Raw genomic sequence first — 24,002 nt, 5'->3', positions numbered from 1 at the left:
GGGTTCGGATACGCCGGGAGATAACTTCCGGCCTATATCGCAGCCTTCAATGGCCATGCTAGGTTGCGCTGCCCAACACTGCCGTGGGCATCCATCCAGGGGCCCGCCGTGCGTGTCAGTCGATCCGTCTTGTTGATGGCAATCATCGCCACCGCGTGGGCCGCGCAGCCCACCCTTGGTCAGGCGAAGCCCGCCGGCATCCCACCGGCAGATCGCCACGCGCAGGTGGACGCCCTGTTCGCCCCGTGGAACGGCACCGCCACGCCCGGCTGCGCGGTGGGGATCTCCCGCGACGGTGTGCTGGATTACGCGCGCGGTTACGGCATGTCCACGCTCGAGTACGACATCCCCCTCTCCCCGGAATCGATCTTCCTCGTCGGGTCGGTCTCCAAGCAGTTCACCGCCTTCTCGATCGCGCTGCTGGCACAGGACGGCAAGCTGTCGCTGGACGATGACATCCGCACCTACCTGCCGGAGATGTCGAACATTGGCCGCAAGATCACCATCGCGCAGCTGATCCACCACACCAGTGGCCTGCGCGAGCAGGGGCAGCTGCTGTACCTGGCCGGGTGGCGCAGCGACGACCTCATGACCCAGGACGACATGCTGGCGATTGCCAGCCGGCAACGTGGCGTGAACTTCGCGCCGGGCAGCGAAACGCTCTACAACAACCTGGGCTATACGTTGCTGGCGGTCATCGTGCAGCGCGTCTCCGGCAAGCCGCTGTGGGCCTTTGCCGATGAGCGCATCTTCAAGCCGCTGGGCATGGCCGACACCCACTTCCAGGACGACCACACCGAGATCGTGCGCGGGCGTGCCGCGGCGTACCAGGCCGATGGCAAGGCCGGCTGGAAGATCAGCATTCCGGCATCGGACTACTACGGTCCGACCGGTCTGTTCAGCACCGTGGGCGACCTGCTGAAGTGGCAGGCCAACTTCGTTGACGGGCGCGTGGGTGGGGCAGCGTTGGTGGCCTCCCTGCAGCGTTCGGCTGCGCTGGATAGCGGCGCCGCAAATGGCTACGGCGGCGGCGTGTTCGTCAGCACCTACCGTGGCCTGCGCACGATTGGCCACGATGGCGTGCATGCCGGGTACCGGGCCGACACGGTGGCCTTCCCCGACCAGCGGCTGGCGATCGTGACGCTGTGCAACGGCACCACGCTTGCACCCGCGGAGCTCAACCAGAAGATTGCGGCGGTGTATCTCGGGGACCAGATGAGGCCGATTGCATCCGCGGTGAAGGTGCCGGAGGCGGCGTTGGTGCCGCTGGCGGGCGTGTACTGGAGTGCCGTGACCGACGAGGTGGTACGGGTGGACGTGAAGGACGGGGCGCTGCGTCCGGCCGGCGCGGCGTCCCCGTTGGAAGCGCTCGGCGCTGGGCTGTTCCGCGCGGGCGAGGTGGCGCGATGGCAGTTCGATACCTCCACCAAGGCGCTCCCAGGTGCACGCGAACTGCGGATCTGGGATTCCTGGCCCACGCCGCGCGTCTTCTCGCGCGTCAATGCGCCGATGCCCACTGCCGAGGCGTTGGCATCGATGGCCGGGCAGTACCGTATCGAGGAGGTCGGCATGACCTATACGGTGCTGATCGTGGACGGCAAGCTGACCGTGCGCTGGCCGCGCCAGAGTGACCTGGTGCTGGAGGCCGTGGGCGGTGACCGCTTCGTCAGTGGCCCATGGACGGTGACATTCACGCGGACGGCGGTGGGTGCGGTGGACGGGTTGACGCTCACGGCGCGCCGGCTGCGACGCCTGCGGGCCGAACGGCTCACCACGGTGGAGGTGCCGGCGGTAGCGGCTACACGCACAGGCGCTGACCACGCTCGCTGACGCCTGACCCTCCAGCGCCGCCGGACTGGCTTATGATCCACCCACTTCAACTCCTGCACCGGCATCATGGACCGATCCCGTACGCACCTTGCCTGGCCACCGCGCGTGCTGGCCCTGCTTGCGCTGCTGCTGTTCTGCACCTCAGCTGCGCTGGCGCAGACCGCACGCAAGCCATCACCCTACGAGTACCGGCCAGGTAACGAGGCCGCTCCCACGTCGACCGAAGGGCCGGACTATCTGTCGCGCATCGACAACCGCGCGCAGTTCATGCAGCTCGCCCGCGTCTACAACGCCGGTACCGCGCTGGAGATGCCGCACCTGATCTTCGTGATCGACCGGCAGAACGCCGCGCGCATCTACTACATCAACACCCCGCGCATTGCGCTGCACGAGCAGTTCGTGCGCCGCCAGCGGCTGGTGCGCAGCCTGGACAAGGCCACGCTCAACGCCCAGTACCGTGACCCCGAGCGGCGCTTCCTGTTCGGCACGCTCAGCTGGCAGCGCGATCTGCCCGGCTACACCTTCGAGTTCTGGGAGGGCGACAAGCTCACCGCGCCCCTGCTGCGGCAGACCGACACGGTGGTGCGCGCCTCCTTCCGCGAGCCGATCCGCTTCAAGACCAACTCCACCCAGCACGAGCAGCTGGCCACCAGCATGGGGCTGCCCTACGTCAGCCAGGAGGCGCTGCTGCGTGAGCAGCGCTTCCTGCCGTTGAACACCGGCCGCGCCGAGGGTCGGCTGCGCATCGTGCGCTCGGAGGCGCAGCTGCGCACGCTGTCGCCGGGCGACATCCCGGTGCTGGATGAGGTGCCCATCGCGCTGTCACCGGTGGCCGGCCTGGTCACCCAGCGTCCCTCCACCCTGCTGTCGCACGTGAACCTGCTGGCCAAGGGCTGGGGCATTCCCAACCTCTACCTGCGCGATGCCCAGGCGGCCCTGCGCCCGTACGACGGCCAGTGGGTCGCCCTGGAGGTCACCCACAACAACTACCAGGTCACCCGGCTGACGCGCCCGGCACGCACGCCGTCGGCCACGGCGGCGCGCCCCACGGTGCGCAACCTGCCACGCCCGGACCTGAGCGTGGTCGCGCTCAAGCCGCTGGCCGCGCTGCGCGCGCGTGACAGCGGCCATTGCGGGGTGAAGGCGGCCAACCTGGGCACGCTGAAAACCGCGCTGCCACCCGCCGCGCGCGTGCCCGACGGCTTCTGCATCCCGTTCGCCCACTACCAGGCGATGATGCAGCGGCTGCGCATTCCCCAGCGCCTGCAGGAACTTCAACGTCGTCCCGGTTTCAGTACCGACGCGGCCGTCCGCCGGGACGCGTTGGCGGCGCTGCGTGCGGAGATCGCCAACGCCGCGCCCGATACGACTTTCGTGCGCAGCCTGGACAGCCAGTGGCGCAGCCAGTTGCAGGGCGGCGCGGTGTTCGTGCGCAGCTCGTCCAACTCCGAGGACCTGCCGGGCTTCAGCGGCGCCGGTTTGTACACCACCGTGCCCAATGTCACCCGCACCGACGACGTAGCCAAGGCCGTGCAGACGGTGTGGGCGTCGGTCTTCAACTTCGAGGCGTACGAGGCCCGTACGGCCGCCGGCCTGCGCCAGGACGCGGTGGCCATGGCGGTACTGGTGCAGCGTGCCGCGCCTTCGGACAGCTCCGGCGTGATGATCACGCGCGATCCGTTCGACGCCGCCCGCCGCCACATCACCTACATTTCGGCCAAGCGCGGCCTGGGTATCCGCGTGGTGGAAGGCAAGCGCCAGGCCGAGCAGGTGATGTACTCCACCTGGTCCAAGGCGGTGCAGGTACTGAGCCGGTCGGCGGAAGACACCCAGCTGGTGGCCGACGCGGCCGGCGGGGTGCGCGAAGTGCCCATCACCGGTTCACGCCAGGTGCTCACCGATGCGCTCATCGCGCGGTTGGCCCGGGTGGGCGCCAGCACCAAGCAGGCGCTGGGTGGCGTGGACCAGGACATCGAGTGGGCCGTGGTGGGGGATGAGGTGCTGATCCTGCAGTCGCGGCCGTACGTGGATGGCAGTGCGCGGTAGCGGATGTGCAGCCGGACGTGCCGGCGCCGACCGGACATCCAAGGCGTTCGGAGCTGCGCTTCACCGAGAATGGTCGCTGCGCAGGGGCGACCTGCGGGATGCGGTAGGAGCACGCCATGGCAAGGACCTGTGAATCTTCCCTGCACCGCAGGCAGCTGCTCGCAAGCGATGTGGCGGCCTGTTACTACTGCTTCGCCGAATTTCCGCCTGGTGCCAGTGCGGCGTGGTGCGACGGCGAGCAGCAGGATCAAACCGCGCTGTGTCCACAGTGCGGCGTGGACGCCCTTGTGGGGTTCACCGGCGCCGTGGATGTAGCCTGGCTGCGGCACGCCCATGAGCAGGGCTTTGCATAGACGGCCACCGTGCGCCCACCCGACCGGTCAACCCGTGCCCTTCCCGCAACGGCATGGCCGCAGGCGTATTCTTGCCCCGGCGGCTGCCGTCGCCCTCATGACTACAGGAGCTGGATCCATGCGCGCGCTGGTACTCGCTTTGATCTTCCCTTGGCTGGCACTCACGGCAAGCCCGTTGGCCGCGCAAGTCACCCCGGCGGCCGAGCCGCAGGCAGAGCTTCCCGATGTACCGTTGCCGGCCGAACTCGATCGTGTGCTGCGCGACTACGAGCGCGCATGGAACGCCGGTAACGCAGCAGGACTTGCCGCGCTGTTTGCCGAGGACGGCGTAATACTGCAAAGCAACCAACCGCCCGTGCGCGGCCGTGCTGCCATCGAGGCGGCCTACGCGGGCCAAGGCCCGGGCGGTTCACTGCGCCTGCGCGCATTCGCCCACGCGGTGTCCGGCACCGTCGGCTATGTCATCGGCGGATACGGCTTCGGCGGTGGCCGACGCGATGCGGGAAAGTTCACCCTTGCCCTGCAACGCGCGGCGGATGGGCAGTGGATGATCTTTTCGGACATGGACAACACGAACGCCGCGCCGCAGACGCGCAAGCCGATGGACGCGCCCACACACACCATCGGCTCGATGCGCGGCACCTGACGCAATCAACGTCATCAAGACCCCATCAAACAAACCCGCCGCATCAACAGAAACAAGCGATTTCCCATCCTCAACACCAACGCGCATGGTGTTCACCGGAGCGTAGAAACTCCTCATGTGCAAAAGTTGGACGTCCTTTGTCGGGAGGGTGGCTAATACAACACCCTCGTGGAAATACGCCCGCCGGTTTGCGCATGACGGTTTCTAACCTCCCGACGCCCCGCCATCCCGGCGGGGCGACACGTCAACCGGAGGTCCAGCATGCGTACCCCGTGGGCAGACACGCCCCTCTTTGAACCGCCCAAGCGCAAAGCGTATTCCCGCCCCGCCATGCGCTACAAGGTAGGCTTCCTGACGTACCCAGACCGCGAAGAGCAGGGGCCCACCGAGAGGGTGCCCTACCTGAAGCTGCGCGGCCGTTGGCTGCTGGATGTGGGTTTCGACATCGGCGCCAGCCTGAAGGTGGAGGCCACGTACGGCCGCATCGTACTCACCGTGGTAAGCCGCCCGGTCATCGTTCCGCCGAAGATCCCGCGAAAGCTGCAGCGCAAGGCCGCAGCGTAGCGCGGTGCAGTGCCGCGCAGTCCCTACACGTAGCGCGGGGCGCTGCCCCGCCACTTGGCAACAGGAGCACCCCATGAGCAAGCGTGTCTTCATGCAGGTAACGGTCGACCCCGGCCTATGCGCCCGCTTCCACGAAACCGCCGCACGCGAACACTGTCCGGTCGAAACGTTGCTGCACCAGTTCATGCACGCCTACATCAGCCGCAATGCGGCTGCAGATGGGCAGGCACCACGCGACGACAGCGGCGACCCGGATCCGGACGCGTGGGCGCGCCGGCAGCAGGGCTGGCAGTGCAGTCCGTTCGGCATGGCGTGAGTACAGGGTTGCCGGCCTGCCCGTGGTGAGGGTGAATGGACGGCACCACGGGCCAGCCGCATCGCGCGGCTGCCCCGCCGTATCCCGTTGGACTCAGGCCGCAGGATGGGTGTGGTAGATCTTGCTCACCACGGTCCAGCGACCGTCCACCTTGAGCAGGTTGAAGAAGTCGGTGAAGCGGTAGCCGGAGATGCCATCGGTATCGATGCGTGCGCTGGCTGCGGTACCCACGATGTCGATGCGTGCGATGGCGGCGCGTGCATCGGGCGAAGGACGGAACGCGGTGTCGATGGTGTCGAACAGGCCCTGGATGGGACCGCCCACCAGCGCGTTGTCGGCGTCCACGCCGAAGATCGTGGCCTGCGCGTTGAAGGCCGGCTTCATGATGCTGCTGTTGGCTTGTTTGCCGCCTTCGTTGTACTGGTTCAGTACCTCGACGATGGCGGTGTAGTCCTGCACGTATGTTGCATGGGTCATGGGAATTCCTTTACGAGGGTGGAGTTGCAGGGAGGGAGCGGGGTGGCCGGCGAGGGTGCGCCGGGCCGTCGGGGATGCAGGGCACCAGCCGGCAGGCACCGGTGCGGGTAGGGCGATCAAGGTGAGGCGGGTGGCCAGTCGGTGTAGCCGGCGGCACCGCCGCCGTAGTAGGACGCGCGCGGTGCGACGGCAAGCGGCATGCCGCGCTGCAGGCGTTCCACCAGGTCCGGGTTGGCAATGAACAGACGACCGAAAGCCACCGCATCAATACGGCCTTCGGCGCGGCGCGCGATAGCCAGGTCCAGGTCGTAGTTGTTGTTGCCGATGAAGGGTCCGTTGAACTGCGCACGCAGTGCATCCAGGTTCACGCCGTCGGGAACGCTGCGCGAGGTGGCCGTGGCCCCTTCGACGAAATGCAGGTAGGCCAGATTGAAGCGGTTGAGCTGCTGGATCAGATGGCCGTAGGTGGCCATGACGGTGCTGTCCGGCGGGGTGTTGCCCGCGTCCGGGGTGACCGGCGACAGGCGAATGCCCACCCGATCGCTGCCCCAGATGTCCACCACCGCCTGGGTGACTTCAAGCGTCAGCCGGGCGCGGTTCTCGATGGAACCGCCATAGCGGTCGGTGCGCTGGTTGGTGGAGTCGCGCAGGAACTGATCAAGCAGATAGCTGTTGGCGGCGTGGACTTCCACGCCATCGAATCCGGCGCGCTGCGCATTGCGTGCGGCGAGCGCGAACTGCGCAACGATGCCGGGCATTTCATCGGTGTCCAGCGCGCGCGGCATCGATACCGGCACGAAGCCGTCGGTGGTGTAGGTATCGCCTTCGGCCTGGATGGCAGACGGCGCAACCGGGGCCTGGCCATTGGGCTGCAACGCCGCATTGGAGAAGCGACCCACGTGCCAGAGCTGGCTGACGATCTTTCCGCCCGCGGCGTGCACCGCGTCGGTGACCTGCTTCCAGCCCGCTACCTGTGCCTCGCTCCAGATGCCCGGCGTGGCGGCGTAGCCACGGCCCTGGGGGGAAATGTTGGTGGCTTCGGCCACGATCAGCCCGGCGCTGACGCGCTGCGCGTAGTAGGTGGCGTGCAGGTCGTGGGGCACGCCGTCTTCGCCGTAGCGGCTGCGTGTGACCGGGGCCATCACGATGCGGTTGGCCAGCTGCAGGGCGCCCAGGGCAGTGGGCGAGAACAGGTCGGTACGGGGGCTGATGTCTGTCATGAGAGGTTCGATGTAATTGACCGGTCGTCTAGTAAATAGGCAAAACAACATCACGCCAGCAGGCGGTGCGATGCGGCCAGGGCGGTGTCGAACGCGGCGGTGGAGTCGTTGAGCTTGGCCAGCAACGACGCGCCCAGCCACAGCTGGTAGAGCGCTTCGCCAAGCTCGGTTGCCGGCACCGTGGTGGGAATGGAGCCGTCGGCCTGGCCGTGCTCGGTGCACCGGGTGATGCGCTGGATGATGGCGTCGGTGCCGGTCCTGAGCACCGAACGCATGTCATCGGAGAGATCGCACATCTCCGGCCCCAGCTTGACCACCAGGCACTTGTCGTCCGGGAAGTCGGAGCCCTGGGTGTCCTTCCAGTAGGCGAAGTAGGCCATCAGGCGCTCGGCGCCGGATCCCCCTGCGCCCAACAGGCGGTCCACCGTGGCCAGGTAGGCGGAGAAGTACTCATCCAGCAGCGCCAGGCCGAACTCTTCCTTGGATTTGAAGTAATAGTAGAAGGACCCCTTCGGTACCTCGGCAGCGGCCACAACCTCGGCCAGACCCACGGCGGTGTAGCCCTTGCGGGTCATCAGCGCGCGTGTGACGTCGAGGATGTGCTGGCGGGTTTCATGGGCGGGCTTCTTCATGGCCGCTACGATACGCAGAAACTGACCAGTCGTCTAGTAGGTCGGATGGGAGGTCTCTGTGGTGTTCAGGATCACCCTCCGGGTCACAGCGGCAGCCACCTTGATGCCAGCGGCCGGGCGCTGGACGGCTACCGATAAGCGCCCGCCGCCGCGTCGAGCGCGTTCAGCAGGTGGGCTTCTTCAAGCGGCTCCGGCGATTGGCCTGCGTCCATTTCCCACGCCTGCAGCGGCGCGTTGCGTTCGGCGAACACGCGGACGATGTCGCGGATCTCACTGTCACGCTGCACATGGTCGTTGCCATACAGTTCGCAGGTGTAGAACGTGCCGCTGGCGCCCAGCGCCAGTTGGCCGCGCACGTGGGCCAGCGAAAGCGCCAGCCGGCGGTGCAGGAATGCCGCCAGGTGCAGGTCGGTGGTGGGCAGCAGGGAGGCGAGGGCGATCTTCATGCTGCCAGTATGACCGACCGGGTTGGTCAGCCTGCGCTGCTAAAATCGGCGTCCGATCGACTCACTGCCGATGTCACCGCCCGTGCTCTACCACCTCAGTCTGAAAGGCAATGGCGCGCACATGATCGGATCGTGCGACGAAGTGGACCCGGCCAGTGGCGTTCCCACGTGTGCCACGTGCGGCTACCGCACCGATCCGGAATTCACCAACCCAGGATTCCGGATGCGCAGGCGCCGCCTGGACATCTCCTGCTGCTACGACGGCGCGGTGATTGTCAGCGACCGCTTCCGAACCCTGTATGCATCGTTGGGTGGATCCAACCTGCGCTTCGTGGACCTGCCGAAGGCACCGGGCTTCCATCACCTTACGTGCATCACCCCGGTCGCGCTGGACTATGCCGCCATGGGGACGCAGTGCCTGCGTTTGTGCACCGGCTGTGGACGGCACCTGGATGTCGTGGGCTGCGGGACCCTCGTGCTCGCTCCCGGTGCGCTTCTGGCGGGCAATGAGCTGGCCTTTGCCGACCGGTATTTCGGCTCGCACAACGAGGCCATTCCGCTGCTGGTATGCGGCGAGATACTGGCGAAAGCAATGGGAGCCGCGGGACTGGTCGGCATCGATGCGTGCGAACCGGTGGCGATGACGCAGCAGGGGTAGCAGCGATCTCTGTGCGCGCCCCTCGCCGCGAGCGTGGCCGCTTCTGTTCGCAGCACGCGTTGTTATCGCAGCCACGCCATGATGCTGATGCCCGGCGTGCTGGTCACTCACGTACCACGGATTCTCACGGAGACCGATGGAGTGAAGCTGAAGCGATGATGGTCGCTCTTCACGCTGCCTCTACGTCTTCCAATCGCAGCTGAAAGCCGGTCATGGCTCTGGCGAAAAGGCCGCTATAGTCCGGGTTCCCCAGACGAAGGAGGGAGTGCAATGTTCCTCACCAAGCGACAGATCAACACCGCCCGTACGCTCACCGTGGCCATCATCGCCACCGTCGGTCTCAGTGCCTGCGCCACCTATAAAGACGAATTTGCAACGATCAACTCACGCCTCGACCAGCTCGACGTGAAGGTTCAGGGCGCAGCCCAGAGTGCCGAATCGGCCAACCAGTCCGCACAGCAGGCCAACCAGCGTCTGGATCAGATTGAAGGCCGCGTCCAGCAGCTTGAAAAGGCGCCCCGCCGCACGCCGCGCGGTTAATTGGAATCGGGTTCCGGTGGCCGTTGCAGGCCACCGGCGTCCCGTGATCACACCGTCTTAACTGCAAGGAACTGTGCCATCCCTACGTATTCATCTCCTGCATTCCGGTCCGTCTGTGGCGCGCTGGTCATGGCGTTGGCGTTGGCCGGCACCGACGTAGCCCGCGCCGAAGAACCCGTTGCCCAGCCAGCCGCCGCCGTCGATGAGCTGCCGCAAGGCCAGGAAGTCTCCGACACCGTGATCGAGCTTGCCGGCTGGGTGGTCGCAAGCAAGGACAGCCAGGGCTATCCCTTCGCGGTGCTGGACAAGGCCGCCGCCCAGATCCTGATATTCGGCGGCGACGGCCGGCTTCGCGGCGCGGCACCCGCGCTGTTTGGCTCGGCCATCGGCGATCATTCCGCACCGGGCGTTGCCGGTCTTGCGCTTCGCGCGATTCCGGGACGGGACCGGACCACACCGGCCGGTCGCTTCGTGGGCGGCTACGGTCCGTCCATCGACGCCGGGCGCGTGCTGTGGGTGGACTACGAGTCCGCCGTCTCCCTCCATCCCACCCCGCCCGGCACCCCGGCCGAGAAGCGTGCCGAACGCCTGGCATCGGCGTCGCCGGACGACAACCGTGTCACCCATGGCTGCATCAATGTCTCGACCCCGTTCTACGACCAGGTCGTGCGGACCACGTTCGAGCGCGGTGGCGTGTTCTACATCCTGCCCGACAAGGCGAGCATTGCCGAGACCTTCCCGGCGTTCGCGGAGAGCCGCGCGGCTGCGCAGGAGAGCGACGGAAAGCGCACGCGTTCCGCCCGCAAGTGAAGCGCGCATCGCCGTGTTGCCCTGCGCCCGCTTGACGGTGTATTGAAGGGCGCACACGCAGCGCGTTCCGCCCTGCCTGGCAGAGGAAGCGCCATGAAGCTTGTTGCGGCACAGATGCGCGCGCTTGCCGGTGATATCGATGGCAACATTCACCGGCACATCGCGGTCATTGAACGGGCCGCGTCCCACGGCGCGGCGTTGGTGGTGTTCCCCGAACTCTCGCTCACCGGCTACGAACCCCGCCTGGCGCAGCGGTTGGCGATGGCCCAGGACGATCCGCGCCTGGCGGTGTTCCAGGCACTCAGTGACCGTCACCAGATGCTGATCGCGGTCGGTGCCCCGTACAGCGGGCATGAGGGCATCGAGATCGGCATGTTCGTGTTCCGCTGCCGGCAAGCGCCGGCGGTGTACGCCAAGCAGATGCTGCATGCCGACGAACGGCCGTACTTCCATCCGGGCGACAGGCCCATGGTCTTCCCGCTGCACGGTGCGGTGATCGCGCCCGCCATCTGCTACGAATCGCTGCAGGCGGTGCACGCGCAGGCTGCGGCAGCGCGTGGGGCAACGGTCTACCTGGCCAGCGTGGCCAAGGCCGCGCGTGGCGTAGAGACAGGCTACCGGCATTACCCCGCCATCGCGCGGCAGCACGGGATGACCGTGATGATGGCCAATGGTGTGGGCGCGGCCGATGATTTCGTCATGGCGGGCCGCTCCGCCGTCTGGCGCAATGACGGCCAATGCGTGTGCAGTGCCGATGCGGAGGGCGAGGCGCTGGTGGTGTATGACCTGGCCACGCAGGTGGGCGAGGTACTGCCGATGGACGACGCTGCGGCCCCGGAACCGTCGCGCTGACGCGCGCGATCCCGGGGAGGTCATGCTTTTTCTCAGCGTCTCACGCCATCAGCCGCGTGCGGCGAACGTGCCATGGAAGCCCAGCGGTACCGCATACGGCAGCCATGCCTGGGCCAGTGGACCCGCATCGATGCGCTGCGCATCCAGCACCGCGATACCGCTGCGTTGGGTGGCCGCATCCAGCAGCGTACCTACCAGCCAGCCATCGTCGGCGCTGCAGCTGCCAGGTCGCGGGACGAACACGTGTTCCTCGGCGAGGATGTCGCGACCGTACCGGTGCACCTCGCGCCGACCCCGGTCCACGTCGTAGCTGGCCACCGCGTTGAAATAGGGCGCCGTTGTTTCGCCCTGCATGGCCGGTGCGTACAGGCGCGCACCGCGGCCGCCGGCGCTGCGGCGGTCGAACAGCGGGAATTCGATGCCCTGGATACCGGTCTCTTCCCAGTGTGCCTTCCCGGTGCGCAGGTCCAGGTGCAGTTCGCGCAGCGAGGCATTGGAATGGGTTGCATGCGCGGCATCGCCGGCCATCGCGGCATGCATCGGTGAGCGCGCTTCGTTGATGTCGTCGTGGCGCACGGTGCGCATGACGATGCGGCCGTTGCGCTGGTACGCATCGCCGAAATGGTAGGCCGCGGTGAAGTCCGCCTCGAACCACTGCGCGGTATCCGGCGCGGACTTGGGTACCACGGCGATGCGGCAGGGGCGGTCCGGGGCGAACTGCAGGCGCTCGAAGAAGGCCGCACCGGATGGCTTGACGTCGAACGGCATCAGCATGAAGACCAGATGGTCGTCGGTCATGGCGAACGCATGCAGGTAGCCCATGAACGGAGTGTCCAGTACGGTGGCCGAGCGCAGCTGTCCGTCTGCGCCGATCTTCCACACCAGCAGGCCGGTACCGCCCAGCAGCGACAGCGAGCCGAAGTTCCACACGGTGCCGTCGCGGTCCACAAGCGGGTGCGCGGAGAACGGCACGGTGGCCAGGTCCGGGCGCCAGGTGGTGGGCCCCAGCGTGGTCAGTTCATCGGGGTCCAGTTCGAACGCCGAGCCGGCTTCGCACAGGGCGAACAGGCGGCCATGAATGCTGATCACCGAGGTGTTGGCGGCGTTGGCATCGTCGTTGTTGCGTACCGCCTGCATGTCCGGCACGGCGGTGCCGGCGGCCGGGTACAGGAAGCGGCCGGCCTTCTGCTCGCGGGTGAACTTGGGCGTGGCCACCATCCGCGCGCGATGGGTCAGCGTGCCATCGCCGTTGAAGTGCCAGCCGTGCACCATGCCGTCGCCGTCGAACCAGTGGTCGTAGCGGAAGCCGTTGCGTTCGGTCCAGGCCGGGCCGTTGCGGTACAGCGTACCGGCCAGCCCTTGTGGCAGGCGGCCCTGGAGCTGCACGGTCGCCGGCCCCAGGCTTTCAGTGGTGACGCTGCGCCAGCCGGTCAGCCACGGGTGCTGCTGGCGGGCGGCGGCGAACGTGGCGGCATCGCCGGCCATGGCCGGCAGGCTGCGCAGGGCAGTGGCGCCGATCACGGCGGTGGTGGTGGCCGACAGCAGCGAGCGGAGGAAACGGCGGCGGTCCATGCGGGAATCTCGTAAGAGGGGCGGAAGAGGGCGTGCGGTCAGCGCAGTGCGATGTCGATGGCCGCGCCGTCGGCCGGCACCTGTACCCGCGCTTCGTCGAAGGTGGGCTTGCGCTGCACGCGCGGGTTGTTGCTGAAGCCATAACCTTCCACCGGAATGCCCACCAGGTTGGTGTCCAGCGTGCCGTTGTCGTTCTCGTCATGGGTAACCAGCACCGCGTAGTCGCCGGCGGGCAGGTTCTTGAACACCACGTGCGCTGCATCGGCGGTGGCCGGCAGGCTCTGCGCCTGCACCGGAGCCGCCTTGCCGTCCCAGCCGGCGGCGCTGTCCACCACCGCCAGACGCACGGTGCCGGTGTGGGCGCGGATGCCGTGCAGGTCCACCTGGAGGTCGCCGGCAGCGGCGGTGGAGGCCAGCAGCAGGCCGGCGAACGGAAGGCAGAACAGGGCGTTGCGGATCATGGCGGTGGCTCGGTTGGGTGTGGGGCCAGTCTGCCCAGCGCGCCGCCGCGGCCCCATGCCCAGTGGTCATCGATCCGCAGTGCCGGAAGTCACTTTCTGCGCCGCGCCCATTGCCGGGCGGCATCCTGCGCGGGCAGCATGCGCACATGCCTTCTTTCCTGCGCACCCTCATCAGTCCCCTCAGCCTGGCCGGCCTGCTCACCATCCTGGGCGTGGGGCTGTCGCTGGGGCTGCCGTCCGACGCCGATGGCGCGCTGCGCTGGAGCGTGCTCGGGGTCTTCATCGCGCTGTTCCTGGCCTACGACCACCTGCCGCCGCGGTCGCCGCTGCGTCTGGCCAGCGACGTGCTTCAGGCGCTGCTGGCGTTGTGGCTGTGCTGGCTGGAGCCCCGCGTGGGCACGGTGCCGGTGCTGCTGGTGGTGCTGGTGGCCCACCTGGCCGAGCGCTGGTCGCCGCGCGCGGTGCTGGCCACCACGGTGGTGCTCAACGTTGCCCTATACCTGGTGCTGCGCCACAGCGGCTTCAGCCAGCCGCTGCTGATCGTGGCGATCTACGCCGGCTTCCAGGCGTTTGCCGCGCTTACCGCGCACTACGCACGCAGCGCCGAGCAGGCACGCGATGCGCTGGCCCGGGTCAATGCGGACCTGCTGGCCACGCGCACGCTGCTGGCCGACGGCGCACGCGACGCCGAGCGCCTGCGCCTGGCGCGCGAGTTGCACGACGTGGCCGGGCACAAACTCACCGCGATGCGCCTGAACCTGCGCGCGTTGTCCACCGATCCTGCGCTGGCCGGCCGAGATCAGGTGCTGCTGGCCGAGCGCCTGTCCGCTGAGTTGCTCGGCGATATCCGCCAGGTGGTGCAGTCCATGCGCGATGACCGCGGGCTCGACCTGGCCACCGCGCTGCAGGCGCTGGCGGCCCCGTTCCCCCGGCCCGGGCTGCGCGTGCGCATCGGCGCGCAGGTTCGCATCGGCAATCCGCTGGTGGCCGATGCGGTACTGCGGCTGGCCCAGGAAGCACTCACCAACGCGGCGCGGCATGGCGATGCCAACACCGTATGGCTGGACATCGACACGGACGCCCACGGCGTGCGCATCGACATCCGCGACGACGGCCAGCGCAGCGAGCGCATCCGCGAAGGCAACGGTATCACCGGCATGCGCGAACGCCTGGCCGAGCTGCAGGGGCAGCTGGAACTGGCGCGTACCGATGCCGGCGGCATGCACCTCATCGCGCGGTTGCCGGCATGAGCGCGGCACCGGTGCGGGTCGCATTGGCCGACGACCAGGCGCTGGTGCGGGCCGGCCTGCGGGCCCTGTTGCAGGGGTTGGGGGTGCAGGTGGTGCTGGAGGCCGACGACGGCCAGGCATTGCTGGATGGCCTGGCCCACCAACCGGTGGACGTGGTGCTCAGTGATATCCGCATGCCGGGCCTGGACGGCATCCAGGCCCTGCAGCAGGTGCGTGCACGCGGCGACGCCACGCCGTGGCTGCTGCTGACCACCTTCGATGAAAGCGATCTGCTGTTGCGTGCCAGCGAAGCCGGTGCGCAGGGCTTCATGCTCAAGGATGCCGCCCCGGAAGACCTGCACGAGGCGATCTGCCGCGTCGCCGCCGGCCACACGCTGCTGTTGCCGGTGAGCACCGACCCGGTGCGTGCGCGCTACCGCTTCCACGATGAAGCGCCGCCCAGCGATACCTTCAACGAGAAGGAAGTGGCGATCCTGCGGTTGCTGGCCGGCGGCTATTCCAACCGCGAAATCGCGCGCAGCCTGTTCCTGGCCGAGGGCACGGTGAAGAACTATGTCTCCACCATCCTGGACAAGCTGGGCACGCGCGACCGGACCCGCGCGGTGTTGAAGGCGATCACCCTGCGGGTGATCTGAGCCGCGGGCCTGGTACTCAGCCGCGCCGGCCCACGCGTGCCACCGCGACCGCTGCGGCGGACGCCAGCAGCAACAGCAGTGCACTCACGCCGAACGTGGCCCGGTAGCCGGCACCGTCGTACAGCAGGCCACCCACGGTGGAGCCCAGCGCGATGCACAGCTGCACCACCGCCACCATCAGGCCACCGCCGGCCTCGGCGTCGCGCGGCAGTGTGGCGGCCAGCCATGACCACCACCCCACCGGCGCCGCGGTGGCAACCAGCCCCCACGCCGCCAGCAGCACGGCGGTCACCGTCAGCGAATGGCCGAACACGGTCAGGCCCAGCGCGATCACCGCCATCACGATCGGGAACAGGATCAGTACCGGGTACGGGCTGCCCTGGAGCAGGCGTCCCACCAGCAGCGTGCCGACCAGGCCGGCTACACCGATGGCCAGCAGGATGCTGGACAGCGCGGGCAGGGCGACGACGGTGGTGCCTTCCAGGAAGGGGCGCACATAGGTGAACAGCGTGAACTGACCCATGAAGAACAGGCCGGCAGCAAGCATGCCCAGCGCGGGCAACGGGCGGGTGAGCAGCCGCAGCGCGCCGGGGCGTGCCGTGGCCTGCGGGGCCGGCCGCATCGACGGCAGCGCAATCCACTGCCATGCCAGCGCGATCACCGCCACCGGCACGATGCAGAAGAAGGCACCGCGCCAGCCGATGATGCCGCCCAGGTAGCTGCCCAGCGGCGCGGCCACCACCGTGGCCAGTGCGTTGCCGCCGTTGAACAGCGCCAACGCCTTGGGCACCTCGTCCGTCGGTACCAGGCGGATGGCCACGGCCGCCGACATCGACCAGAACGCACCGATGACCACGCCGATCAGCGCCCGCCCGAGCATGTACATGGCGTAGTTGGCGGCCGTGGCCACCACCACGCCGGACACGCACATCAGCACCGTGAGCAGAAGCAGCAGCGCCTTGCGGTCCATGCGGCCGGCCACGCGCGCGGTGAGCAGGCTGGTGACCACCGCGAAGGCGCCGGAAATGGCGATGCCGTAGCCCACCCAGCCTTCGCTCACCCCAAGCGTGGCGGCGATCGGCGAGAGCAGGCTGACCGGCATGAATTCCGAGGCGATCAGGGCGAACACGCACAGGCTCATGGCCAGCACGCCGCCCCAGTTGGCCGGATGAGGCACAGCGTCCTGGGCGGTGGTGGCAGGCAGGGGAGGGGAGGCAGGCGTGGACATGAGGACTCGGTAGGGGCGAAAACAAGGCGCCGGCCCGCAGTAGGCCGGCGTTTTTTGTGGGCTCAGCGGGCGCGCAGGTGGGTGGTGAAGAACGCGGTCAGCGCGTCGAATGGAATCAGCGCCACCCGGTCGTACAGGTCCACATGCCCGGCGCCGGGCACCACCAGCAGCTGCTTGGGCTGGCCGGCCAGGCGGTAGGCCTCTTCGCTGAACTCACGCGAGTGGGCGGTCTCGCCGGTGATGAACAGCATCGGGCGCGGCGAGATGGTCTCGATGTCGGCGAACGGATAGAAGTTGAGGAACTTCAGGTTGCTGGTCAGCGTGGGATGAGTGGTCAGCGCCGGCGAGGATCCGGCCGGGGTGTACGCCCCGCGCGGGGTGCGATAGAAGTCGTAGAACTCGCGTTCAACCGGCGAGGAGGTTTCATCGATGCTGTGCACCGACCCGCTGGTGTACTGCACCGGCCCGCCGGCGAATTCCACATCGCGCTGGGCCACTGCGGCGGCGATGGCGGCCTTGCGTTGCGCCACGCTCACCGCGTGGCCAAGACCGTTGCGGTTGGCCGCGCCCATGTCGTACATGCTCACCGTGGCGATGGCCTGGATGCGCGGGTCGATCTTCGCCGCGCTGATGACGAAGCTGCCGCTGCCACAGATGCCAATGGCACCGATGCGGTCCTTGTCCACGAACGGCTGCGTGCGCAGGAAATCGACTGCCGCGCTGAAGTCCTCGGCGTAGATGTCCGGCGAGACGGCGTTGCGCGGCTGACCTTCGCTTTCGCCCCAGAACGACAGATCCAGCGAGAGGGTGACGAAGCCCTGCTCGGCCATGCGCGTGGCATACAGGTTGGCGCTCTGCTCCTTCACCGCACCCATGGGATGGCCAACCACGATGGCCGCGTGCGGCACGCTGCGGTCCAGATCCTTGGGCACGAACAGGTTGCCGGCCACCTGCATCTGGTACTGGTTCTTGAAGGTGACCTTCTGCACGGTCACCCGGGGGCTGGAATAGAAATTGTCTGCGCCGTGGCTCATATCGGCTCCTGAGGCAAAGAGGGGAAGGGTCAACAGCGCAATCAGCGCAAGCAACCTGGGCATGGGCGATCCATCGGTGAGTGGGCCAGCCCAGTGTGGTCGCGCGGGCACCATTTGATTAGCTAACCAATCGGGAATGACGCTGTTAGGTGCGCTAATCAATGTGGCGTGCCAGACTTGCCCCATGGCACGCCGCAATCTCAACGACCTTCTGGCCTTCGTCACCGTTGCCCGCGAAGGCAGCTTCACCCGTGCCGCCAGCGTGCTCGGGGTGACCCCGTCCGCGTTGAGCCAGGCCTTGAAGGCGCTGGAAGAGCGGCTGGAGATCCGCCTGCTGACCCGCACCACGCGCAGCGTGTCGCCCACCCAGGCCGGCGAGCGCCTGCTGGCCGCCATTGGCAATCGCTTCGATGAGATCGAAGCGGAACTGGACGCGCTGACCGCACTGCGCGACAAACCGGCCGGCACCGTGCGCCTGACCAGTGGCGACTTCCCGCTGCGCACGCTGCTGCTGCCGCGCTTGATGCCCCTGATGCACCGCTACCCGGACATCAACATCGAGTTCGATGTGAGCTACGGCCTGCGCGATATCGTGGCCGACCGCTTCGACGCGGGCATCCGGCTGGGCGAAAGCATCGACAAGGACATGGTGGCTGTGCCGATCGGCCCACCGTTGCGCATGGCGGCGGTGGCCTCACCGGCCTACTTCGCCAGCGTGCCGCCGCCGAAGGTGCCGGCGGACCTGACCGGGCACCGTTGCATCAACATGCGCTTCCCGACACGAGGCGGGCTGTACGCCTGGGAGTTCGAGCGTCGGGGGCGTGCAGTGAACGTGCGCGTGGACGGCCAGCTGACCTTCAACACCTCGCCGCACATGGTGCTGGCCGCGCTGGACGGGCTGGGCATTGCCTTCCTGCCCGAGGATGAGTTTGCGCCGCACCTGGAGGATGGCCGGCTGGTGCGGGTGCTGGCGGACTGGTGCCCGCCGTTCCCGGGCTATCACCTGTATTACCCCAGTCGCCGGCAGCATTCGCCGGCGTTCGCGCTGGTGGTGGAGGCGTTGCGGCGCTGAAGCGGGCGGCCGTGTTTGTCAGTGCCGCTTACAGCGTGGTGCTGTCCACCAGTTGGCGTCCGGCCTGGGTCAGGTCGATGTCGCCGTCTTCGGCCTGCGCGGCGTAACCGGCTGCCACGGCCCAGTTCGCATCTGCGTCCGATACCGGGCGGGTGGCGTTGATGTCATCCAGGATGCGGCGCTGCTCGGCGGTCAGGCTCACGTGGTCGGCCCGCTGGACCCCATCGCGGCCCCGCCCTGTCTGGCACGGATGGCACGGCGGTGGTTCACCCACCACACCAACCCGGGCAGCCCATACAACAGGGCGCCGACCAACAGAAATATCTTGAATGCGGTGTTCATGGGGTGCCTTCGATAGCAGCCTGCCGGGCGTCCAGCGGAGGGAAACCGGAATGAATTTCCCAGGCGACAGCTGCAGTTCAGCAGATGCCACGTGAAGCCGCTGTCCATCCGGCGCGGCAATGCCGTGACGCGGACCACAAAGACCGTGCACTTCATGCCCAGCCCACACACGCTTTGTACCCTCGTTGCCTGCGCCCCACTGGAGCAACGATGCGCCCGGATACACCGATGTCTTCTTCTGCCGCTACGCCCTCACCGGCACGTCGGCTGCGCCGCTGGCTGGTTCGCCTGCTGCTGTTGGCCGCCTGCGTGGTGGCGGTGGGCGCCCTGTGGAACAGCCGCTGGGCAGAGGTGCCGCGGGCGATGTGGACACTGGCACGGATGCCGCCGCCCACCGCACTGCCGGTGCCCGTGGACGGGGTGACGGCCCGGCGCATTGCCGATACGTTCGGCGCGCCCCGTGGCCGCGACCGCACCCATGCCGGCATCGACATCTTCGCCAAGCGCGGCACGCCGGTGCGCAGCGTGGGCGACGGGATCGTGGCCGATGTCCGCGAGGGCGGGCTGGGTGGGCGGCAGGTGTGGGTACTGGGCCCGGCCCGCGAGCGCTACTACTACGCCCACCTGGAAGGCTGGCGCGACGGCTTGGCGCGCGGCGAAGTGGTGGCGGCCGGCACGGTGCTGGGCTACGTGGGCGACAGCGGCAATGCCAAGGGCACGCCACCGCACCTGCATTGGGGCATCTACGGGAGCGAAGGCGCGTATGACCCGCTGCCGTTGCTGCGCGCATGGACGCCGGCCCCCGGCGCAACGCCGGCAGCGCGGCGATGACGGCGGGCGCGCGCTAGCGGGTAGCGGGCGTGCCCGATACCGGTGCCAGCGCTTGGCCAAACACCTGCAGCGCCTGCGTGATGGCCGCTGCGTGGGCCGCGGCCTGCGGCGCCTCCGGTGGGCACAGGGTGGCCAGGCGTTGGCGGCCGAGCGGGGTGCAGGCAGCCAGGAAGTCGTAGTGGCCTACGCCGGGCAACGCGTGCAGTGTCGCCTGCGGTGCGAGCGCTGCAAGCACCTCGCCATTGGTGGATGGCGGCGCTACCGCATCGGCGTCGCCAAGCAGAATCGACACCGGCTGCGGCAGTGCGCGCAGCTGCGCCGGCGTAAACGCCTGCACGATGGCCGGTGCCATCAGGAAGGCGGCACGCACACCGGGCACGCCGAGGTCATCGCCTGCCTGCGCCATGTAAGGCGCCAACGCGGGCGTCGCCGCTGCGTCGATGCGGGCCTGCAGCGTGGAGGCGGGCATTTCCAGCTGCGGCTGGCACACCCCGTCATCCGGGGTGGCGCGGCAGAACGCCAACAGGTGGGCCATGTCGACGCGGGCACCGGCGGCGGCCAGCGCGGTGAAGCCGCCGGCGGAAAAACCGGCCACCCCCAGGCGCGTGGCATCCACGTGCGCCCCAAGCTGCGGGTCGGCCTGCACTGCGGCGAGGGCGGCCTTGAGGTCCTCGGCCCGTTCCCAGATCAGGATGCTGCCGGCCAGCGTCATCGGCTCCACGCCGTTGTTGCCCGGGTGGTCCACCGCGATCACCAGATAGCCGGCCCGTGCCATGGCAATGCCGAACCAGCCCATCATCCGCGCGCTGCCGCCATTGCCGTGCGACAGCAGCAGGGTGGGCAGGGCACCCGGCGCAATGGGCGCGTCGACGGCGGCGCTGCCCACGTTGAACAGCGGGGCGTCCGGTGGCCCGATGGTGATGGGCCGCTCGCGCGCACCGGGCGCAGCCGGGTACCACACGGTGTAGCGCAGGCCGTCGTGATGCGCGGCATCGCGCACCGCGGCGCTGGCGCTGCGGGTCTGGCCATGGCGCTCGCCGACAACGGCAGGCGCGGGCGCTGCCAGCGAGGGGGCACTGGCCAGGCAGAGCAGCAGGGTCAGGCAACGGGCAGGCACTCGCATCGGCGTTCTCTCAGGTAGGGTCGGTGTCGGCCAGGGGCAGCCAGATTTCCACGCCGCCGTGGCCGCTGTGGGCGTCAAACCGTGCGTCGTAGCGTTCCAGCTCCGGCGCATCGGCCAGGCTCAGCCCGGACGCGGGCAGGTAATGGTTCAACAACCAGTACCAGGTGGAGCGGATCGCCGAGATGTGGCCGGCGTGCCATGCCACCACGTAACGGTGGGCGGGAATGCGCACGGTCTGCCAGCCGTCCGGCAGCGCCGCGAAGCCGGCCACGCCGATGCCGGCGATATAGTCGAAGCTGCCGTCATCGTCGCTGTTGCAGCACACGCCGTAGCTCACCTCCGGTGCGCTGGGGCAGTGCAGTGCCAGCCGTTGCCATTGCGAGGGAATGGCGGCCACCGACGCGCCGTGGTGGCGCGCGCCGATTCCGGCTACCAGCAAGGTGTCGGCGTTGACGATGCGCGGTGGCTGCGCGCAGGGCAGGGCATCGTCGTGCAGCTTGATCGCCTCCACCAGCGCGATGCTGTCCAATCCTTGCGCGCGCACCTGTTCCGGCGGGCGGCCGAACTGCTCGGAGAATGCACGGGTGAAGGTGGGATGTGAGGCATAGCCTGCGTCCAGCGCGACTTGCAGGATGTCGCGCGCGCCGCCGGCCAGTTGCCGCGCCGCTTCGCTCAGGCGTCGCCCGCGCAGGTAGCGCACCAGCGAGGTGCCGGTGCTGGCCTGGAACACGCGGGACAGGTGGAACGGCGATACCCCCACCACGCGCGCCACGTCGGCCAGGGCGATCGGCGCGGCGTGGTGGCTTTCGATGTACCACAGGGCCCTGCGTGCCGCGCTCATGCCGCCTTCCGGATCGGGACAGGCACGCAGCGTAGCCCAGCATCGCCAGGGCCGCTTGGCCGTTCTTGCTACAGCGTGAGGTTCAACGACACGAACAGGCTGCGTCCCGGAGCCGGCGAGAACATCGGCTGGTCATTGCCGCCCCAGAAGAAATTGTCGTACCACGCGTAGGCGTAGGTGCGGCCGGTGAGGTTTTTCACCTGCACGTCCACGCTGAGCCGCTCCGACACCGCGTAGCCGGCGCTGGCGTCCAGCACCGCGAAGCCGCCAAAGCGACCGTGCTGGTTGCGTTCTTCGATGTAGTAGTCGCCTTGCCGGCGGCCCTGCATGCCGAAGCGCCAGCGCGCATCGGGGCGGTAGTCGGCCCCGATGTTGGTGATGTGGCGCGGCGTGGCCAGCACCTCGTTGCCGGCTAGCGAGCGGCCGTCGGCGGTGAACGCGCTGATCACCTTGGCCTGCTGGATGGCGTGCGATGCCCAGAGCGTCCAGTGCGCGTTCACGCGTGCATTGAACTGCAGGTCCACGCCGCGTCGCCGGGTCTGGCCCAGGCCGACGGTGGTGCCGGTGGCGGGCATGTTGGCCACTTCATCGGTGGCGTCCTGCTGCCAGGCGGCGACACGGGCCTGGATGCCGTCGGCCGGGCTGAAGCTGATGCCCAGTTCCTTGCCGGTGTTGATCGACGGGCGGAAGGCGGCCTGCCCGCTGGTCATGTAGGCCGGGGCGGTGGACCCGGTCAGCACCTGGAAGGTGCGGCCCCAGTTGGCATACACGTTGAGCGAGGGGGTGAACGCGTACGCCACGCTGAGCTTGGGTTGGTCTATCCAGCCGGAGCGCTGCAACGGCGCGCGGACGCCGCCGGGCAGGTGGGTGTCGCCCGAGAACCGGTCCACCCGCCACGCCGGGACGATCTTCAACGCGGGTGTCGGCTGGATCACGGCCTGCAGGTAGCCGCCGACGTTGTCCAGGGAATAGCGGTCATCGTTCTGGATGCGCGCCGGTACGGCATCGAAGTCGGTCGGGATGCCGTAGGCGTAACGCAGTCGCCGGTACGCGTTGTCCTGCTGTTCGGCGTTGATGCCGCCAGCCACGGTGAGCCGCTCGCTGGCGCGCCAGGTCAGGGTGCTCAGCAGCCCCGTCTGCCGTTCGTCCCACTGCCGGCGCTGGCGCGGCGCGTTGCCGGGTCGGTAGTCGGTGAAGGTCACCTGGCGATCGTCCTCGTACCGGTTGTAGTACAGCCGGTTGCTGAGCTGCAGGGTATCGGTGAGGCGCAGGTCGAGGTGCGCGCCGAGGGTGTGCATGTCGCGCACATCGCCATCGTTGGCATTCTTGCGCGGCGATGCGCGGCGTGCGTTGGCCAGTTCGGTGGCGGTGAGGAAGCCGGGTTCGTCGGCAACGTGGTGGTACACGCGTGCGACCAGGCCGGCCTTGAGCACGTCCTCGTCGCTGCCGATGAACCATTTGCCGCCCAGCGAGTACTTGCGCGACCGGTCGTGGTCGCGATAGCCGTCCGAGGCCTGGGTGCCGATGAAGTAGTTCTGTGCCACACCGTTGGCCTCGCGACCGAGCGCGACCTGCACTTCGCGGCTCTCGAAACTGCCGACGCTGAGCCGGGCATCGGTGTAGGTGCCGCCCTGGCGGGTGCCGATGTTGATGTTGCCGCCGATGTTGTGCAGGCCGTAGCGCGGGTCGTTGGTGCCGCGCACCACTTCGATGTAGTCGATGTCCAGCGGGAAGATCATGTCCACGAAGCGCTGGTTGCCGCTGTTGACGTTGCTGGGAATGCCGTCGATCAGGATCTTGATGCCGTTGATGTAGCCCTCGCCGTTGAACGCACGGAAGCTGGCTTTGCCGGACTCGGCGCCCTGGCGGGTTTCGGTAAGCTGGATGCCCGGCATCTGCCCCAGCAGTTCCCAGCTGTTGCCGACGTTCTTGTGCGCGATCTGGTCGGCGCCCATCACATCCACCGAGGTCAACACCTGGCGCGACGCCAAGGGGCCGGTGCTGCCCTTGCGGGCTTCCACGCTGCCGAGGGTGACGGCCGAACCAGGGGGCGGGCTGGCCGCCGCGTCGGGGGCGCACAGGGTGGCCAGCAGGGCGGAGGCCAGGGCATGGGTTTTCATGGGGAAGCGGCGTCAGGCAGTCTCGATATAGAAATGATATAACATTGCAACAGTGGTGGCCCACCCCCGCTGCCAGCCGTAGGCCATCTGTGAGCCCTCGCTA

25 protein-coding genes are annotated in these 24,002 nt (G+C 68.2%); 13 read left to right on the top strand and 12 right to left on the bottom strand.

Annotated elements, in window-relative coordinates; genetic code table 11:
- The first annotated feature begins 135 nt into the window (after positions 1-135).
- The 5 genes from ACZ0AE_RS18165 (at position 136) to ACZ0AE_RS18145 (ending at position 5,755) form a co-directional block, all read left to right on the top strand.
- Positions 136-1,830: a serine hydrolase domain-containing protein gene (locus tag ACZ0AE_RS18165; protein ID WP_463601809.1), complete on the top strand. Its 1,695-nt coding sequence runs from the start codon at positions 136-138 to the stop codon at positions 1,828-1,830.
- Positions 1,831-1,896: 66 nt separating this feature from the next.
- Positions 1,897-3,876: a PEP/pyruvate-binding domain-containing protein gene (locus tag ACZ0AE_RS18160; protein WP_463601808.1), complete on the top strand. Its 1,980-nt coding sequence runs from the start codon at positions 1,897-1,899 to the stop codon at positions 3,874-3,876.
- Positions 3,877-4,347: 471 nt separating this feature from the next.
- Positions 4,348-4,875 carry a YybH family protein gene (locus ACZ0AE_RS18155; RefSeq protein WP_463601807.1) on the top strand — a complete coding sequence of 176 codons (528 nt, stop codon included), beginning with the start codon at positions 4,348-4,350 and terminating at the stop codon, positions 4,873-4,875.
- 261 nt (positions 4,876-5,136) lie between these two features.
- Complete coding sequence (locus ACZ0AE_RS18150; protein WP_463601806.1) at positions 5,137-5,439, top strand: SymE family type I addiction module toxin; 303 nt, start codon at positions 5,137-5,139, stop codon at positions 5,437-5,439.
- Between the two features lie 73 nt (positions 5,440-5,512).
- Positions 5,513-5,755 carry a hypothetical protein gene (locus tag ACZ0AE_RS18145; RefSeq protein ID WP_463601805.1) on the top strand — a complete coding sequence of 81 codons (243 nt, stop codon included), beginning with the start codon at positions 5,513-5,515 and terminating at the stop codon, positions 5,753-5,755.
- A 93-nt stretch (positions 5,756-5,848) separates the two neighbouring features.
- Here ACZ0AE_RS18145 and ACZ0AE_RS18140 read toward each other — a convergent pair whose 3' ends face one another.
- The 4 genes from ACZ0AE_RS18140 to ACZ0AE_RS18125 form a co-directional block, all read right to left on the bottom strand.
- A complete protein-coding gene (locus tag ACZ0AE_RS18140) occupies positions 5,849-6,232 on the bottom strand; it encodes a nuclear transport factor 2 family protein (protein ID WP_354284909.1) in 384 nt (127 codons plus the stop codon).
- 116 nt (positions 6,233-6,348) lie between these two features.
- Complete coding sequence (locus tag ACZ0AE_RS18135) at positions 6,349-7,452, bottom strand: alkene reductase (protein ID WP_463601804.1); 1,104 nt, start codon at positions 7,450-7,452, stop codon at positions 6,349-6,351.
- 50 nt (positions 7,453-7,502) lie between these two features.
- Positions 7,503-8,084 carry a TetR/AcrR family transcriptional regulator gene (locus tag ACZ0AE_RS18130; protein ID WP_463601803.1) on the bottom strand — a complete coding sequence of 194 codons (582 nt, stop codon included), beginning with the start codon at positions 8,082-8,084 and terminating at the stop codon, positions 7,503-7,505.
- Positions 8,085-8,212: 128 nt separating this feature from the next.
- Positions 8,213-8,530, bottom strand: a complete 318-nt coding sequence (locus tag ACZ0AE_RS18125; RefSeq protein ID WP_463601802.1) for a hypothetical protein — start codon at positions 8,528-8,530, stop codon at positions 8,213-8,215.
- A 70-nt stretch (positions 8,531-8,600) separates the two neighbouring features.
- Between ACZ0AE_RS18125 and ACZ0AE_RS18120 the strand changes: the two genes are divergently transcribed.
- The 4 genes from ACZ0AE_RS18120 (at position 8,601) to ACZ0AE_RS18105 (ending at position 11,390) form a co-directional block, all read left to right on the top strand.
- Entirely contained in the window at positions 8,601-9,188 is a 588-nt protein-coding gene (locus ACZ0AE_RS18120) for a hypothetical protein (RefSeq protein ID WP_463601801.1), read from the top strand.
- 270 nt (positions 9,189-9,458) lie between these two features.
- Complete coding sequence (locus tag ACZ0AE_RS18115; protein WP_038685884.1) at positions 9,459-9,728, top strand: membrane protein; 270 nt, start codon at positions 9,459-9,461, stop codon at positions 9,726-9,728.
- A gap of 129 nt (positions 9,729-9,857) precedes the next feature.
- Positions 9,858-10,538 carry a hypothetical protein gene (locus ACZ0AE_RS18110; protein ID WP_463601800.1) on the top strand — a complete coding sequence of 227 codons (681 nt, stop codon included), beginning with the start codon at positions 9,858-9,860 and terminating at the stop codon, positions 10,536-10,538.
- Between the two features lie 93 nt (positions 10,539-10,631).
- On the top strand, positions 10,632-11,390 hold the full coding sequence (locus tag ACZ0AE_RS18105) for a carbon-nitrogen hydrolase family protein (protein WP_463601799.1): 759 nt from the start codon (positions 10,632-10,634) through the stop codon (positions 11,388-11,390).
- A 48-nt stretch (positions 11,391-11,438) separates the two neighbouring features.
- Here the strand turns inward: ACZ0AE_RS18105 and ACZ0AE_RS18100 are convergent, their stop codons facing one another.
- The gene (locus ACZ0AE_RS18100; protein WP_463601798.1) at positions 11,439-12,962 is read right to left on the bottom strand and encodes a carotenoid oxygenase family protein; all 1,524 of its coding nucleotides are present in this window, start codon (positions 12,960-12,962) and stop codon (positions 11,439-11,441) included.
- 38 nt (positions 12,963-13,000) lie between these two features.
- Complete coding sequence (locus ACZ0AE_RS18095; RefSeq protein WP_038685891.1) at positions 13,001-13,423, bottom strand: DUF2141 domain-containing protein; 423 nt, start codon at positions 13,421-13,423, stop codon at positions 13,001-13,003.
- Positions 13,424-13,569: 146 nt separating this feature from the next.
- On the opposite strand from ACZ0AE_RS18095, the gene ACZ0AE_RS18090 reads away from it, so the two are divergent.
- Positions 13,570-14,673 (top strand): sensor histidine kinase, encoded by a 1,104-nt coding sequence (locus ACZ0AE_RS18090; RefSeq protein WP_463601797.1) that lies wholly within the window; start codon positions 13,570-13,572, stop codon positions 14,671-14,673.
- A complete protein-coding gene (locus ACZ0AE_RS18085) occupies positions 14,670-15,308 on the top strand; it encodes a response regulator transcription factor (protein ID WP_137190544.1) in 639 nt (212 codons plus the stop codon). Before ACZ0AE_RS18090 ends, ACZ0AE_RS18085 begins: the two co-directional genes overlap by 4 nt.
- Positions 15,309-15,324: 16 nt before the next feature.
- On the opposite strand, the gene ACZ0AE_RS18080 is transcribed toward ACZ0AE_RS18085, so the two are convergent.
- Entirely contained in the window at positions 15,325-16,536 is a 1,212-nt protein-coding gene (locus tag ACZ0AE_RS18080) for an MFS transporter (RefSeq protein WP_463601796.1), read from the bottom strand.
- Positions 16,537-16,598: 62 nt separating this feature from the next.
- On the bottom strand, positions 16,599-17,570 hold the full coding sequence (locus tag ACZ0AE_RS18075) for an alpha/beta hydrolase (protein WP_463601795.1): 972 nt from the start codon (positions 17,568-17,570) through the stop codon (positions 16,599-16,601).
- Positions 17,571-17,754: 184 nt separating this feature from the next.
- Here ACZ0AE_RS18075 and ACZ0AE_RS18070 point away from each other — a divergent pair, with 184 nt between their 5' ends.
- Positions 17,755-18,642, top strand: a complete 888-nt coding sequence (locus tag ACZ0AE_RS18070; protein WP_137190542.1) for a LysR family transcriptional regulator — start codon at positions 17,755-17,757, stop codon at positions 18,640-18,642.
- Between the two features lie 28 nt (positions 18,643-18,670).
- Here ACZ0AE_RS18070 and ACZ0AE_RS18065 read toward each other — a convergent pair whose 3' ends face one another.
- Positions 18,671-18,844: a hypothetical protein gene (locus tag ACZ0AE_RS18065; protein WP_447595878.1), complete on the bottom strand. Its 174-nt coding sequence runs from the start codon at positions 18,842-18,844 to the stop codon at positions 18,671-18,673.
- Between the two features lie 350 nt (positions 18,845-19,194).
- Here ACZ0AE_RS18065 and ACZ0AE_RS18060 point away from each other — a divergent pair, with 350 nt between their 5' ends.
- A complete protein-coding gene (locus ACZ0AE_RS18060) occupies positions 19,195-19,815 on the top strand; it encodes a M23 family metallopeptidase (RefSeq protein ID WP_463601794.1) in 621 nt (206 codons plus the stop codon).
- Positions 19,816-19,828: 13 nt separating this feature from the next.
- On the opposite strand, the gene ACZ0AE_RS18055 is transcribed toward ACZ0AE_RS18060, so the two are convergent.
- The 3 genes from ACZ0AE_RS18055 to ACZ0AE_RS18045 all read right to left on the bottom strand — a co-directional run bounded on the left by ACZ0AE_RS18055 (position 19,829) and on the right by ACZ0AE_RS18045 (position 23,899).
- Complete coding sequence (locus ACZ0AE_RS18055; RefSeq protein WP_463601793.1) at positions 19,829-20,938, bottom strand: alpha/beta hydrolase family protein; 1,110 nt, start codon at positions 20,936-20,938, stop codon at positions 19,829-19,831.
- Positions 20,939-20,948: 10 nt separating this feature from the next.
- Complete coding sequence (locus ACZ0AE_RS18050) at positions 20,949-21,779, bottom strand: AraC family transcriptional regulator (RefSeq protein WP_463601792.1); 831 nt, start codon at positions 21,777-21,779, stop codon at positions 20,949-20,951.
- 68 nt (positions 21,780-21,847) lie between these two features.
- Positions 21,848-23,899, bottom strand: a complete 2,052-nt coding sequence (locus ACZ0AE_RS18045) for a TonB-dependent receptor (protein WP_463601791.1) — start codon at positions 23,897-23,899, stop codon at positions 21,848-21,850.
- Positions 23,900-24,002 lie beyond the last annotated feature (103 nt).

The sequence above is a fragment of the Stenotrophomonas sp. AC248 genome (assembly GCF_979258185.1).
Note: the sequence above shows the minus strand (reverse complement) of the source record. Positions and strands in the feature narration are given on the sequence as shown.

Excerpts from the sequence above, each read along its gene's own strand:
- ACZ0AE_RS18135 (WP_463601804.1), bottom strand. The coding sequence starts at position 7,452 with ATGACAGACATCAGCCCCCGTACCGACCTGTTCTCGCCCACTGCCCTG.
- ACZ0AE_RS18090 (WP_463601797.1), top strand. The coding sequence starts at position 13,570 with ATGCCTTCTTTCCTGCGCACCCTCATCAGTCCCCTCAGCCTGGCCGGC.
- ACZ0AE_RS18085 (WP_137190544.1), top strand. The coding sequence starts at position 14,670 with ATGAGCGCGGCACCGGTGCGGGTCGCATTGGCCGACGACCAGGCGCTG.
- ACZ0AE_RS18050 (WP_463601792.1), bottom strand. The coding sequence starts at position 21,779 with ATGAGCGCGGCACGCAGGGCCCTGTGGTACATCGAAAGCCACCACGCC.
- ACZ0AE_RS18080 (WP_463601796.1), bottom strand. The coding sequence starts at position 16,536 with ATGTCCACGCCTGCCTCCCCTCCCCTGCCTGCCACCACCGCCCAGGAC.
- ACZ0AE_RS18155 (WP_463601807.1), top strand. The coding sequence starts at position 4,348 with ATGCGCGCGCTGGTACTCGCTTTGATCTTCCCTTGGCTGGCACTCACG.
- ACZ0AE_RS18045 (WP_463601791.1), bottom strand. The coding sequence starts at position 23,899 with ATGAAAACCCATGCCCTGGCCTCCGCCCTGCTGGCCACCCTGTGCGCC.
- ACZ0AE_RS18125 (WP_463601802.1), bottom strand. The coding sequence starts at position 8,530 with ATGAAGATCGCCCTCGCCTCCCTGCTGCCCACCACCGACCTGCACCTG.
- ACZ0AE_RS18075 (WP_463601795.1), bottom strand. The coding sequence starts at position 17,570 with ATGAGCCACGGCGCAGACAATTTCTATTCCAGCCCCCGGGTGACCGTG.
- ACZ0AE_RS18160 (WP_463601808.1), top strand. The coding sequence starts at position 1,897 with ATGGACCGATCCCGTACGCACCTTGCCTGGCCACCGCGCGTGCTGGCC.
- ACZ0AE_RS18060 (WP_463601794.1), top strand. The coding sequence starts at position 19,195 with ATGCGCCCGGATACACCGATGTCTTCTTCTGCCGCTACGCCCTCACCG.
- ACZ0AE_RS18130 (WP_463601803.1), bottom strand. The coding sequence starts at position 8,084 with ATGAAGAAGCCCGCCCATGAAACCCGCCAGCACATCCTCGACGTCACA.
- ACZ0AE_RS18095 (WP_038685891.1), bottom strand. The coding sequence starts at position 13,423 with ATGATCCGCAACGCCCTGTTCTGCCTTCCGTTCGCCGGCCTGCTGCTG.
- ACZ0AE_RS18140 (WP_354284909.1), bottom strand. The coding sequence starts at position 6,232 with ATGACCCATGCAACATACGTGCAGGACTACACCGCCATCGTCGAGGTA.
- ACZ0AE_RS18120 (WP_463601801.1), top strand. The coding sequence starts at position 8,601 with ATGTCACCGCCCGTGCTCTACCACCTCAGTCTGAAAGGCAATGGCGCG.
- ACZ0AE_RS18070 (WP_137190542.1), top strand. The coding sequence starts at position 17,755 with ATGGCACGCCGCAATCTCAACGACCTTCTGGCCTTCGTCACCGTTGCC.
- ACZ0AE_RS18145 (WP_463601805.1), top strand. The coding sequence starts at position 5,513 with ATGAGCAAGCGTGTCTTCATGCAGGTAACGGTCGACCCCGGCCTATGC.
- ACZ0AE_RS18105 (WP_463601799.1), top strand. The coding sequence starts at position 10,632 with ATGAAGCTTGTTGCGGCACAGATGCGCGCGCTTGCCGGTGATATCGAT.
- ACZ0AE_RS18055 (WP_463601793.1), bottom strand. The coding sequence starts at position 20,938 with ATGCGAGTGCCTGCCCGTTGCCTGACCCTGCTGCTCTGCCTGGCCAGT.
- ACZ0AE_RS18110 (WP_463601800.1), top strand. The coding sequence starts at position 9,858 with ATGGCGTTGGCGTTGGCCGGCACCGACGTAGCCCGCGCCGAAGAACCC.
- ACZ0AE_RS18150 (WP_463601806.1), top strand. The coding sequence starts at position 5,137 with ATGCGTACCCCGTGGGCAGACACGCCCCTCTTTGAACCGCCCAAGCGC.
- ACZ0AE_RS18100 (WP_463601798.1), bottom strand. The coding sequence starts at position 12,962 with ATGGACCGCCGCCGTTTCCTCCGCTCGCTGCTGTCGGCCACCACCACC.
- ACZ0AE_RS18165 (WP_463601809.1), top strand. The coding sequence starts at position 136 with ATGGCAATCATCGCCACCGCGTGGGCCGCGCAGCCCACCCTTGGTCAG.
- ACZ0AE_RS18115 (WP_038685884.1), top strand. The coding sequence starts at position 9,459 with ATGTTCCTCACCAAGCGACAGATCAACACCGCCCGTACGCTCACCGTG.